The organism is Marinobacter sp. UBA2498 (assembly GCF_002341575.1).
GTDB lineage: Bacteria > Pseudomonadota > Gammaproteobacteria > Pseudomonadales > Oleiphilaceae > Marinobacter > Marinobacter manganoxydans.
In genome coordinates this window covers 1-11,894 of sequence record NZ_DDOI01000002.1, presented here as the reverse complement: position 1 = coordinate 11,894, position 11,894 = coordinate 1, and the positions used below count along the sequence as shown (strand labels likewise).

Sequence of the window (11,894 nt, the reverse complement as noted above, 5' to 3'; positions counted from 1 at the left end):
GGCAGATGACACAGTCATCTGCCCCCTCGCCTACTGAACATTATTGCGCCTTTGAAAAGAGGTGCGAAACGTTAGTCAAGCCACCCGCCAACCGGCCCTTCTCGGCTTTTTTCTTCCTGCCCTTGGCCACATACAGTGGCAGCATTTCGCCGTATAGACTGGTACTGATCGTCCGCTGCTCGTCTTCAAGGCGATCCCGGCGAAGCTTGATGCCATATTTCGCCAGCTTGGGCTCCAGCTGATCTGCGCGACTCAGAAGATCCCGCCGTGTCATCTGATAGGCGTGCTCACACACCATTCTACGGGACTGGAAGCTGAATACGTTGGAGAAGAACAGCTTGGCGTCGTCTCGGGTGGGTTCAAACAGCAGAATATCCTTGTCGGGATAATCCCGGGCATACTGGGCAATGCCCGACTGCATCCTTGAGTACACCATGGTCCTGAAGGTCTGTGACAGAACGTTTGGCATACCTGAGCGGGTCAGCTCGCCCGGCTTCATGGAGCCGGCCCGGACCGCCGCACTGGCGTCAATCGGCACCTGGGGATTCACGGCGAAAACCAGGTCGGCACCGTCTTCAAAAGCCACGGAGGCGTGCAAACCCTTGCGCAGTGTACCGTCCACATAATACCGCCCATCGATTTCCACTGGCACATACAACCCCGGCGAGGCAGTGCTGGCCTGAATCGCCTTGGAAATGGGCACATGGTCAAAACCGGGAGCGCCAAAACAGACCGCTTCGGTACTCTCAACATCGGCAGCCACGATGTAGAGGCTGCGCTTGAGCTGACGGAAATCATTGGTGCGCCCGAGCATGGTGAAGGCCCGTTTGAGATACTCATGCAGGCCTTCGTTATCAAACAGCCCGGCCGGCGCTGCCTGGGCCAGGATGGTCATGGCTTCCAGCAGACTCTGATCGTAGGGGTTGTTGACGAAGCGGCTTACCGCCGTGGAAACCAGGCCGGGAATTGCCAGCAATCGACTGCCAATCTCCCGGAAAGCCGGGCGATAGAATACTTCCGGATGGAACGGGTGCACTTCCGCCTCGTTGCGCACGAAAATCCGGCAAAGTTGCGCCGTGGTCATCTGGTTGGCGAGATTCGCCGCCACAAAAGAGCCGCCATTTACACCAACATAAACATCGATGTTGTTGAAATCGAGACCATCAAGTGCCTCATCCAGCGCCCGGAGCGCTCCGATTTCATAAATGCCGCCCAGAGGACCACCGCCACCAAGGGCAAGCCCGATGCGGGGAGCGGGTTTATGGTCAATTGGCGAGCTCATAGCCTTCCCTTTTCCGGATTAAGAATGCGGGCCCGTCGGGCAGGCCGCCGGATAATTCCATTCTCAAGATAACAACCGTATTTAGAGTGCGCACCCTATATTGCCCAAACCCGCACCTGCGATCAGGAAACGGCGGCCTCTGATACCGCCATGGCCGTTGACTTGCCGGGGCGCAGGTAACGGCCGAAGCCGGCATTACGCAACGCCAGGTCGACACAGCTCTTGATCACGTGAGGCGAGTCCAGTAACAACACATCCTCCAATAGCTGAATGGCCCACTCACGGCTGACACTGCGAATCACCGATTTGACCTTGGGCAAGCTGGCGGCGTTCATGGACAGGGAATCGTAACCCATGGCCATCAACAGCAGCGCACCGCCGGGATCACCCGCCAGTTCACCGCAGATGCCAACAGGCTTGCCCACCGAGTGAGCGTCCTGGGCGATTCGCACCAGCGCCTGGAGCACCGCCGGGTGATACGAGTGATAGAGCTGGGCAACCCGGGGATTGTTACGATCCACCGCCAGCAGATACTGGGTCAGGTCGTTGGAACCAACAGAGAGGAAGTCCACCCTGTCCGCCAGTTCCCGAATCTGGTAAACGGCAGCGGGGATTTCGACCATCACGCCCACCTTGGGCATGTGAATGTCGTAACCCTCTTCCCGAACTTCGTGGTACACCCGGTAAATCAGGTGCAGGGACTCCTCCACCTCCGAGATGTTGGAGATCATTGGCAGCATGATCTGGAGGTTGTTCAACCCCTCGCTGGCCTTGAGCATGGCCCGAACCTGAACCAGGAAGATCTCCGGGTGGTCGAGGGTAACCCGGATACCCCGCCAGCCCAGGAACGGGTTTTCCTCCTGGATCGGGAAATAGGTCAGCGCCTTGTCGCCGCCAATATCCAGCGTACGCATGGTAACGGGGCTCGGCGCGAAGGCTTCGAGCTGCTCCCGGTAATACTCTCGCTGCTCCTGCTCTGAGGGGAAGCGGTCCTTGATCATGAAGGGCACTTCGGTCCGGTAAAGACCGATACCCTCGGCACCGTGCGAGAGCGAGCGCACCACATCGGTCATCAACCCGGTGTTCACCAGCAGTGAGACCCGATGGTGATCGGTGGTTTCACAGGGCTTGTCCTTGAGAACTTCAAGCCCGCGAATAAGTTCGTCTTCTTCGTCGCAGATCGCCTGGTAGTAGGAGCGGAGGTCTGCCGATGGCGAAGCAAAAATCTGGCCCTCAAAGCCGTCTACGATCAGCTCCTTGCCGTCGAGCTGATTTACGGGAATATCGACCAGCCCCATAACAGTCGGCACGCCCATGGCGCGTGCCAGAATGGCGACATGAGAGTTACTGGAGCCTTTGACCGACACCAGACCCACCAGCTGCCCCTTGGGGACCTCGCCAAGCATGGCCGGTGTCAGCTCTTCGCTGACCAGGACCGTGCGCTCGGGGTAGTTCAGGTGTTTCTGCTCGCCTTCCTGCAGATGAGACAGCAGACGGCGGCCCAGGTCCCGGATATCAACAGCGCGTTCCTGCAGGTAATGATCGTCCATCATCTCGAAATGACGGATGTACTGCTGGACCACCTGCTTGAGAGCGCCCTGGGCCCAGATCCCTTCCCTGATCTTGTTCGACACCTCACCAGGCATGGCATCGTCGCCCAGCATTCTCAGATAGACATCGAACAGGGCCTGCTCTTCAGGACGCAGCTGCGAAGCCAACCGCTTGGCAACCCGCTCGATATCTTCCCTCACCGCTTTAACCGACGCTCCGAACAGGGCCAGTTCCTGATCAATATCGTCAGTCGGCTTTTCCGGAACCACATCAAGGTCAGCGGATGGATAAACGACAACGCCATTGCCGATGGCAACACCTGGAGCACCCGGCACGCCGTTAAAACTGACATCGTGTGCCTCCTCACCGGTCAGGGACAGGCCACTGATGGCGCCGGTGGCTTCACTATGGGCTATGACCCCCGCCAGCTGAGCGGAAACGGTTACCAGGAATGCCTCTTCGCCCTCATCAAAGCACCGGGAACTCTCCCTCTGCTGGACAACGAGCACACCCAACACCCGGCGATGGTGAATGATCGGAACACCCAGGAACGAGCGGAAGCGCTCCTCACCAGTCTCGGGGAAGTAACGATAGCGTGGATGGGAGGGCGCATCCTCGAGGTTGATAGGCTCCTCACGAGAGCCCACCAGGCCGACAAGACCCTCTGAATAGGCCAGGCTCACCTGGCCAACTGCCTTGCGGTAAAGGCCTTCGGTGGCCATCAAAATGTAGCGGTTGGTGGCAGGGTCAAGCAGGTAGACGGAACAGACCTCGGTTCCCATGGCTTTCTGCACCCGCGATACAATGATATCCAGCGCCTCCTGCAGATCGCGGGCGCTGTTTACCTCTTGTACTAGACTTCGCAGAATGCTCAGCATGGCGGTGTCAGTCCGTCATTTCTGGTGTTCCTGTAAACGCCGATTCTGCTCCGCCCTATGCCACTGCTCCATGTTGTAGAACAGTCGCGGCGCAAGCTCTCTCAGCGCGCGTCGATACACTTCTCGCTTGAATGAAACCACCTGCCCCAACGGATACCAGTAGCTTACCCACTGCCAGCCGTCGAACTCCGGTGAATCCGTACCGTCCACGCAAACCTGCGCATCCGGCGATAACATCCTCAGCAGGAACCATTTCTGTTTTTGGCCCACACAAACGGGGTGGGAGTTTTGGCGTACCATCCTCCTCGGGAGTCGATACCTCAGCCAGCCTCGCGTGCAGCTGATGATTTCCACATCGTTTGCACAGAGGCCGATTTCCTCTCCAAGCTCCCGGTACAGCGCATCCTCGGGGGATTCATCATGTTTGATGCCACCCTGGGGAAACTGCCAGGAGTCCTGCCCTATTCGCCTTGCCCAGAGAACTTCTCCTCTGTGATTGGCCAGAATGATTCCGACGTTGGGTCTGAAACCGTCTGAATCGATCACGGCACAGTCCTCTCAAAAGTCGGTTGACCGGTACAAAAATTCACCGGTCGGATTTGTCCAAGTTGCTCTCATTCTTACAGAATCCCAAGGGTTCGGCAAACGGAGCCGTTGGGGACAGGTCATGATAGACTTGGCGTTTTACTGCAAGCCCTGTGATCACCGGAGGTAGCCGCTTGACGCTCGCAATTTTTGATCTCGACAACACCCTTTTAGCCGGAGACAGCGACCACGCCTGGGGCGAATTTCTGGTGGAGGAAGGCATTGTCGATGCCGAGGAATACCGCCTTGCCAACGACCGCTTCTATCAGGAATACCTGAACGGCGAGCTGGACATCCTGCACTACCTGGGATTTGCCCTTCAGCCGTTGGCCAGTCACAACATGGAAGAGCTACTGGCGTGGCGGGAAGCCTTTATGGAGAAAAAAGTGCGCCCCATGATGCAGGCCACTGCAGATACGCTGCTGGACAGCCACCGGGAGCAGGGTCACACCCTGATGATCATCACCGCCACCAACCGTTTTGTGACTGAACCCATTGCCGAGGCCCTCGGCATCGAACATCTGATCGCCACCGAGCCCGAGCTTGTCAACGGCCGTTATACAGGCGAAGTGGCCGGCACTCCGAGCTTTCAGGATGGCAAGGTCACGCGACTGGATGACTGGCTGAGTGCCCATAACAGGACACTCGAGGGGGCCTGGTTCTACAGCGACTCCCACAATGACTTGCCGCTGCTGAAAAAAGTGGACAACCCGGTAGCCGTAGACCCGGACCCGACCCTGGCGCAATATGCCCGGGACAACGGCTGGAAAGTCATGTCACTTCGGGGTTAATGGCAGGGTCAGAAGAACCCCGTCAGTGAACGAACAAAGCAGGATTTGATGTAATCGGTCTCGGGGATGCCCGGAATCACCGGGTGATCCGGAGCCTGATGCCCCTGCTCGAGCAACTGGACAAAGCGGTCGATCTTGCGGCCGCTGCCTCGAATGATGTCCACCAGCTTCTCCTGCGAGAGATGCATCGAACAGGACGCGGAAACCAGTATCCCATCGCGCTCCAGCAACCGCAGACCGAGCTGGTTCAGCCGGGCATAGGCCTCTTCACCCGCCTTCTGGTCCCTGCGCCGGGGAATCAGCGCCGGCGGATCCAGAACCACGACATCAAACTTCTCCTTCTCATCCGCCAGCGCCTTCAGGGCCTCGAAGGCATCCCCCTCAATGGTTTCCACATTGTCGAGGCCATTGAGCCTGGCGTTGTGGTGAACCGAATCAATGGCACCGGCCGAACTGTCGACACAGGTCACTTGGGTGGCCCCGGCACAAGCGGCCTGAATGCCCCAGCCACCGACATAACTGAATACATCCAGCACCCGCTTGCCCGGCGCATAGGCCTGCAAACGGGCACGGTTCATCCGATGATCGTAAAACCAGCCCGTCTTCTGGCCGCCTTCCAACGGCACCTCGAACCGGACACCGTTCTCCTCCACCTCCAGCAGACTCACCGCAGCGCCATGGGCCTGCTCCACGTAGGTATCCAGCCCCTCCACCTTGCGCATCTTGCCATCGTTCTTGAGGATGATCGCCGCCGGGTGCACCAGCCGCTGAACTGCCCGAACCACCGCCTCCTTCATGGCCTCCATACCGGCCGTGGAAATCTGCACCACCACGAGGGAATCAAACCGGTCAATCACCAGCCCCGAAAGCCCATCACTGTCGCCAAACACCCAACGGTAAAACGGCTTGTCGAAAAGCCGTTCTCTGAGCGCAAGCGCAGCCTCCATCCGCTGGGTCAACCGCTGGGGCGTCATACCGTGGCCCGGATCCCGACTGATCAGCCGGCCACAAATCAGCGCATGGGGATTAACGAACACTGTACCCAGAGGCTTGTCGTTCGACGCCCGAAGCTCCGCCTGAACACCGGCCTCGAATTCCGTCAGCGGACTGCGGCGGGTGTCCACCTCATTGCTGTAAACCCATAGATGGCCAGCACGGAGACGGCGCTCTGCGCCTTTTCGAAGATACAGAACCGGAAAATTCATAAAGACCACCTGGAAAGGAAAGACAGGGATTATACAAGATGAGTTGAAACTGATACCGATGTATGACGGGCTGACGGGGCGGGCCTTCCAAAACTGTGCGGAGCCAGGGATGGCGGAGCCAAGCGTACAGGGACGTATTCACAGCGTGTTTTGGAAGGCCCGCCCCGTCAGGCCAGCCTCCCAAGCGGAAGTGTTATTCCTCGGCCGCCACATGCTCCGCATAAGCTGTAGAATCCATCAGGCCATCCAGCTCACCAGCATCCTCAAGCCGAACCTTGTAAAGCCAGCCGTCACCGTAGGGATCTTCGTTGACCTTCTCCGGCTCGTCCTCAAGGCTCTCATTCACCTCGATAACCTCACCGGTCACCGGGCTGAACACATCCGAAGCCGACTTCACAGACTCAGCGACCCCGGCTTCCTCTCCACCGTTAACCGTTGCGCCCACATCCGGAACACCGATGTATACCACATCACCCAGTTGCTCCTGGGCAAAATCCGTAATACCGACAGTCGCCGTGCCATCGTCTGACACGCGAACCCATTGATGGGTCTCAATGTATTTCAGGTCTGCGGGTATCTCACTCATAGTCTGGTTTCCTGAACGAATTTTTTGCGCAGTTTAACTGAAGAGGTTAATTCCAGCGAACCTCACGTGCCAGCTTCATGAACGAATTCAGGTAATCCACCTCCCGATCCCGCTCACGAAGTCCCAAAAAGATCTGTTTCGGAATCCCCGTTTCCCCGAGCTGAACCGGCCGAACCGGAATCCGGGTACCGTAATCCTCGACCAGCCAGCGTGGGAGCGCGGCCACCCCGCGCCCTGCCGCGACCATTTGCAACATGATATCGGTGGTCTCGATGGTTTTATGCCGCGCGGGACTGGCGTGGGCCGGAAGCAGGAACCGCGTGTAGATATCCAGACGTTCGATCTCCACCGGGTAGGTGATCAGGGTTTCTTTCTCCAGATCCCCGGGTTCAGCCCATGCCTTGTCCGCCAGAGCATGGTCCGCAGCCACCACCAACACCTGCTCGTAGTCGAACACCGGCTCGAAAACCAGGCCCGGGCGCTGCAGGGGGTCCGGAGTTACCAGCATGTCGATGTCGTGACCGAACAGGGCGCCAATGCCGCCAAACTGGAATTTCTGTTTTACATCCACATCCACCCCGGGCCAGCTCTCCAGATAGGGCCCGACTACTTTCAACAGCCATTGATAACAGGGGTGGCATTCCATCCCGATGCGGAGGGTTCCCCGCTGACCCTTGGCAAACTGACCAATCAGCATCTCGGCGTGCTCAATCTGCGGCAACAGTCTGTTGGCCAGGGCAAGTAAATACTGACCTGACTGGGTCAGCCGCAGCTGTCGCCCCTCCCGCACCCAAATGTCCGTACCAAGCTGCTGCTCCAGCTTTCGGACCGAATGGCTCAGAGCAGACTGGGTCAGGTGTAGCCACTCGGCGGCCGCTGTCAGGGACCCCTGCTGATCCACCGCCCTGAGAATTTCCAGATGGCCACGCTCAATCATCCCGCCTCCCAACATGAGCCAAATTCATTGATACCTGAAATTTTACCATTATTTTTCATCTCGCAAGGGCGATAACCTGACCTCTCCTGCAAACAACACGATTGAACAAAGGACAACACCATGGTGACCACACACAATCTCGGCTTCCCGCGCATTGGCGCCCGCCGGGAACTGAAATTTGCCCAGGAAGCCTTCTGGAAAGGGCAAATCACCGAAGAAGAACTGCAGATCACAGGTGCTGACCTGCGCCGAAAACACTGGCATAGCCAGCGAAATCTGGACCGGGTTCCGGTAGGCGATTTCTCGTTTTATGATCAGGTTCTGGATATGAGTTTCACCCTCGGCAACCTGCCTGAACGTGTGAGTAAGTCCGGGGGCAGTGCCCTGGAGCGGTATTTCCGGGTTGCCCGGGGCCGATCCGGGCAGGAGTCTTCCTGCTGCGGCGTGCAGGCAGGAGAAATGACCAAGTGGTTCGACACCAACTATCACTACATCGTGCCGGAATTCCAGCAGGACACCCGTTTCCAGCTCAATGCCGACCGGCTGATTGAACAGATCAACGAAGCCAGGGCCCAGGGGCTTACTCCTAAACCGGTGATCATAGGACCGGTGACCTATCTCTGGCTGGGAAAATCCAAAGACGACAGTGACCGGCTGACCCTGCTGGACTCCCTTTTGCCTGTGTACTCGGAACTTCTGGATCTGATGTCGAATCATGGAATCGACTGGGTTCAGGTGGACGAGCCCGCCCTGGTCGCCGATCTTGATGCAGACTGGCGCCACGCCTTCAGTCTGGCCTATCACCATCTCAAGACCAGCCGCCTCAAACTGTTGGTAACCACGTACTTCGGTGAGTTGCGGGAAAACCTGCAACTGGCCTGCGAACTGCCGGTTGCCGGGCTACACCTGGATGCCATCAGCGCGCCACAGGAAGTGGCACGGATAGTGGACTGGCTGCCACCCCACAAACAACTTTCCCTGGGTGTTATCAACGGCCGGAATATCTGGCGAACAGATCTCGGCAAGACCCTGGACTGGCTGGAGCAGATCCATGAAAAACTGGGGGATCGCCTGTGGCTGGCGCCGTCCTGCTCGCTACTGCATGTGCCGGCAGATCTCAACAGCGAAGAACAGCTGGACCCTGAAATCCGCGGCTGGCTGGCATTTGCCCTTCAGAAACTGGACGAGTTGGCTATTCTCGCCACCGCACTGAATCAGGGCAGAAACGCAGTCCGTAAGGAGCTGGCTGAATCCGCTCTAGCGACCGAAAGCCGGAAAACGTCCGAAAGGGTTCATAATCCCTCGATAGAAACCCAAATCCAGGCAATCAGGCCGGACCTCGGTCAGCGGCAAAGCCCCTACTCAGAGCGAATCACGGCCCAGCAACAGAAACTTGACCTGCCCCTGTTTCCAACCACGACCATTGGGTCCTTCCCCCAGACACGGGACATCCGTCAAGCTCGCCTGCAATTCCGCAAGGGCGCACTGACAGAAGCCGCCTACAGGCAACGGATTCGCGAAGAAGTAAGCCGCTGCATTGACGAGCAGGAAGTACTGGGCCTGGATGTTCTGGTGCATGGTGAGGCGGAGCGCAATGACATGGTTGAATACTTCGGCGAACAGCTTGAAGGTTATGCCTTCAGCCAGTTCGGTTGGGTTCAGTCTTACGGCTCCCGTTGCGTGAAACCGCCCATTCTGTTCGGCGACATTTCCCGCCCGAGAGCCATGACCCTGGAGTGGACTCGCTACGCTCAGTCACTGACCGAAAAACCTGTAAAAGGCATGCTGACCGGTCCCGTGACGATTCTTAACTGGTCCTTCGTACGGGACGACCAGCCCCGCAGGGATACCTGCCTGCAACTGGCACTGGCGATTCGGGAGGAAGTGCTTGACCTGGAAGCCGCCGGTGTTGGCATTATCCAGATAGACGAAGCCGCCCTGAGGGAAGGCCTTCCCCTCCGGAAATCGGACTGGGCAGGCTATCTGGACTGGGCCATAGAGGCGTTTCGCATCGCGGCCAATGGTGTCAGCGATGGAACCCAGATCCATACCCACATGTGCTATTCAGAATTCAACGACATCATTAAGGCCATCGCCCGCATGGATGCTGACGTAATCACTATTGAGACATCCCGGTCCGATATGGAGCTTCTCGACGCGTTCCGCGGTTTTGAGTACCCGAACGATATTGGCCCCGGCGTCTACGACATCCACTCCCCCAACATTCCCGCCAAGGAGCAGATAAAGGCGTTGATGGCGAAAGCATCGGAGCGGATTCCGGCCGAGCGCCTTTGGGTAAACCCGGACTGCGGCCTGAAGACCCGTCAGTGGGAAGAGGTGCTTCCCGCCCTGAAGAGTATGGTCGCAGCCGCCCGGGACTTGCGGGGAAGCATTCAGTAACCCGTGCTGTTCTGATCCAGTTCGAACCGGAAATCCGTGGCCCGGCGTACTTCCGTAGTGAAGTCGCCGGATTCGTGGAATTCGAACCAACGGTAGCCCGGCGGCACGTCCTCAACCGAGAACTTGCTGGAACCGGAGGTGAACTGGATACAGGTGGACGGCGTGGCCAGCAGTTGCACGCCATTGCGTTCGCGCTCATGCTCCTGGTGAATATGCCCCCACAATACGATTCTGACCTGAGGGAACCGGTCCACCACCTGCCAGAAGGCATCCCGATTGGTGAGACCAATTTTTTCCATCCAGTCAGAACCGATATCTACCGGGTGATGATGCAAGGCAACGACTGCGGGCAGATCCGGGTGCTGTTCCAGGGTTTGGGCCAAGAAGTTCAGCTCCGAATCGGCCAGCGCTCCAAAAACCTTGCCGGGCACCGAGGAGTCCAGCATGATGAACTGCCACCCTCCCCGAGTAACGTGGCGGGCGCTGGCGTCAAATTCGTCAGCAACTTTCGTCAGATTTCCGGAATGATCATGATTGCCCGCAATCCAGAGCGAAGGGCAGGAAAACGCCTTCAGACGCTCGCCAAATACGCGGTAGGCATCCACCGAGCCGTCCTGCGCGAGATCACCGGTGGCCAGAACCAGATCTGGCTGGCCGTGCGCCCTGAGCGCTTCTGCAATAACCGCCTGCAGGCTTTCCCGGGTTTTTACACCTAACAGATCGCCGTCGGCATTCGCCATCAGGTGCGGATCAGTCAGCTGCAGTACCCGCAGTGGCCGGTTTTTTTCCTTCGTGGTCATGGCGTTCTGGATCTACTCGCTGGCAATACGTGGTCTGAGCTCAAGTGTACGACGCCGGTTCGCGGATTTATCACTTTTGAATCGAACCGGAGTCACATTCTGGCCAGACTTTGGCGAAATATTGCAATTTTTGACAACTATGGCACACCGGTGAGCCATAGCCACACCACTTTAGTACGGGATGAGCCTCTGGCAGGCCGCGCCTCAGTCGACGCCTTCACCGGCGGACCAGGCGGCGTGTTCCATAGGTAGGTGACCAAACCGAAGACAGTAATCCAGCCAATCGGCAAGGAAACCGTTGACCTGAACTTTCTCGTCCGGATGGTGCATGAAGCGATTGGGGTAATCATTGACCGGGGCAATCTGGCGATCACGGTAACAGCTGATCACTTCCGCCATGTTGGCGTCGTGGTAGACCCGCACGGTCATTTGAGGGTTATTGAGCCAGCGCCCGGAATTATGCACCTGCTCAAGCAACAGGGTCTCGGTGAACCTCGCAGTCTGGAGCACCTGAATCCGGACCCGACCCAGATAATGGTTTTCCCGGTGCAACTCAAATTCGCAGACGGGCTTGCCGTCCACCTCCAGCTGACGCAGTTTCTGCAGCCGCTGATAGTTGCCGTCACACAGGGCACCAAGCTGCCTCAGATCCGGAACGTACCGCCTGGGTTTCATGGTCCACTCACCCATTACTACCACCCTTTTCTCAAGCGGGCCCGATTCAGCTCGAGCCACTGAAGGGCAATAATGGCGGCAGCGTTGTTGATACGGCCATCGTGGATCATCGCTATGGCATCGTCGGATGACACCACGTGGGCGCGGATGTCTTCGTGCTCATGCTCCATACCATACAGCCCGCCGGCGTCTTCAGTGCTCACG

10 protein-coding genes and 1 pseudogene are annotated in these 11,894 nt (G+C 57.9%); 2 read left to right on the top strand and 9 right to left on the bottom strand.

Features of this window, described 5'->3' with window-relative positions:
* Positions 1–40: 40 nt before the first annotated feature.
* From B2W52_RS00130 to B2W52_RS00120, 3 genes are all read right to left on the bottom strand, one after another.
* Complete coding sequence (locus B2W52_RS00130; protein ID WP_008170814.1) at positions 41–1,282, bottom strand: patatin-like phospholipase family protein; 1,242 nt, start codon at positions 1,280–1,282, stop codon at positions 41–43.
* A 122-nt stretch (positions 1,283–1,404) separates the two neighbouring features.
* The gene (gene ptsP, locus B2W52_RS00125; RefSeq protein ID WP_014576019.1) at positions 1,405–3,711 is read right to left on the bottom strand and encodes a phosphoenolpyruvate--protein phosphotransferase; all 2,307 of its coding nucleotides are present in this window, start codon (positions 3,709–3,711) and stop codon (positions 1,405–1,407) included.
* A 15-nt stretch (positions 3,712–3,726) separates the two neighbouring features.
* Positions 3,727–4,257 (bottom strand): RNA pyrophosphohydrolase, encoded by a 531-nt coding sequence (locus B2W52_RS00120; protein WP_041644941.1) that lies wholly within the window; start codon positions 4,255–4,257, stop codon positions 3,727–3,729.
* A 173-nt stretch (positions 4,258–4,430) separates the two neighbouring features.
* Between B2W52_RS00120 and B2W52_RS00115 the strand changes: the two genes are divergently transcribed.
* Positions 4,431–5,087 (top strand): histidinol-phosphatase, encoded by a 657-nt coding sequence (locus B2W52_RS00115; RefSeq protein ID WP_062786534.1) that lies wholly within the window; start codon positions 4,431–4,433, stop codon positions 5,085–5,087.
* A gap of 8 nt (positions 5,088–5,095) precedes the next feature.
* On the opposite strand, the gene B2W52_RS00110 is transcribed toward B2W52_RS00115, so the two are convergent.
* The 3 genes from B2W52_RS00110 to B2W52_RS00100 form a co-directional block, all read right to left on the bottom strand.
* Positions 5,096–6,292 carry a class I SAM-dependent rRNA methyltransferase gene (locus B2W52_RS00110; RefSeq protein WP_273069710.1) on the bottom strand — a complete coding sequence of 399 codons (1,197 nt, stop codon included), beginning with the start codon at positions 6,290–6,292 and terminating at the stop codon, positions 5,096–5,098.
* 193 nt (positions 6,293–6,485) lie between these two features.
* Positions 6,486–6,878 (bottom strand): glycine cleavage system protein GcvH, encoded by a 393-nt coding sequence (gcvH, locus tag B2W52_RS00105; RefSeq protein ID WP_008170823.1) that lies wholly within the window; start codon positions 6,876–6,878, stop codon positions 6,486–6,488.
* 46 nt (positions 6,879–6,924) lie between these two features.
* On the bottom strand, positions 6,925–7,815 hold the full coding sequence (locus B2W52_RS00100; RefSeq protein WP_273069713.1) for a LysR family transcriptional regulator: 891 nt from the start codon (positions 7,813–7,815) through the stop codon (positions 6,925–6,927).
* A 120-nt stretch (positions 7,816–7,935) separates the two neighbouring features.
* On the opposite strand from B2W52_RS00100, the gene metE reads away from it, so the two are divergent.
* A complete protein-coding gene (gene metE / locus B2W52_RS00095; protein ID WP_273069714.1) occupies positions 7,936–10,215 on the top strand; it encodes a 5-methyltetrahydropteroyltriglutamate--homocysteine S-methyltransferase in 2,280 nt (759 codons plus the stop codon).
* Here metE and cpdA read toward each other — a convergent pair.
* The 3 genes and pseudogenes from cpdA to B2W52_RS00080 form a co-directional block, all read right to left on the bottom strand.
* Positions 10,209–11,015: a 3',5'-cyclic-AMP phosphodiesterase gene (gene cpdA / locus B2W52_RS00090; protein ID WP_286800935.1), complete on the bottom strand. Its 807-nt coding sequence runs from the start codon at positions 11,013–11,015 to the stop codon at positions 10,209–10,211. The two genes, metE and cpdA, sit on opposite strands and share 7 nt — an antisense overlap.
* A 204-nt stretch (positions 11,016–11,219) precedes the next feature.
* Positions 11,220–11,705: a DUF1249 domain-containing protein gene (locus B2W52_RS00085; RefSeq protein WP_286800934.1), complete on the bottom strand. Its 486-nt coding sequence runs from the start codon at positions 11,703–11,705 to the stop codon at positions 11,220–11,222.
* Between the two features lie 2 nt (positions 11,706–11,707).
* A pseudogene (locus tag B2W52_RS00080) lies at positions 11,708–11,894 on the bottom strand (ADP-ribose diphosphatase); the annotation flags it as partial.

What these genes read in the sequence shown, in the direction of transcription:
- ptsP (WP_014576019.1), bottom strand. Translation starts at nt 3,711, where the DNA reads ATGCTGAGCATTCTGCGAAGTCTAGTACAAGAGGTAAACAGCGCCCGC.
- gcvH (WP_008170823.1), bottom strand. Translation starts at nt 6,878, where the DNA reads ATGAGTGAGATACCCGCAGACCTGAAATACATTGAGACCCATCAATGG.
- metE (WP_273069714.1), top strand. Translation starts at nt 7,936, where the DNA reads ATGGTGACCACACACAATCTCGGCTTCCCGCGCATTGGCGCCCGCCGG.
- B2W52_RS00085 (WP_286800934.1), bottom strand. Translation starts at nt 11,705, where the DNA reads ATGGGTGAGTGGACCATGAAACCCAGGCGGTACGTTCCGGATCTGAGG.
- cpdA (WP_286800935.1), bottom strand. Translation starts at nt 11,015, where the DNA reads ATGACCACGAAGGAAAAAAACCGGCCACTGCGGGTACTGCAGCTGACT.
- B2W52_RS00110 (WP_273069710.1), bottom strand. Translation starts at nt 6,292, where the DNA reads ATGAATTTTCCGGTTCTGTATCTTCGAAAAGGCGCAGAGCGCCGTCTC.
- B2W52_RS00130 (WP_008170814.1), bottom strand. Translation starts at nt 1,282, where the DNA reads ATGAGCTCGCCAATTGACCATAAACCCGCTCCCCGCATCGGGCTTGCC.
- B2W52_RS00100 (WP_273069713.1), bottom strand. Translation starts at nt 7,815, where the DNA reads ATGATTGAGCGTGGCCATCTGGAAATTCTCAGGGCGGTGGATCAGCAG.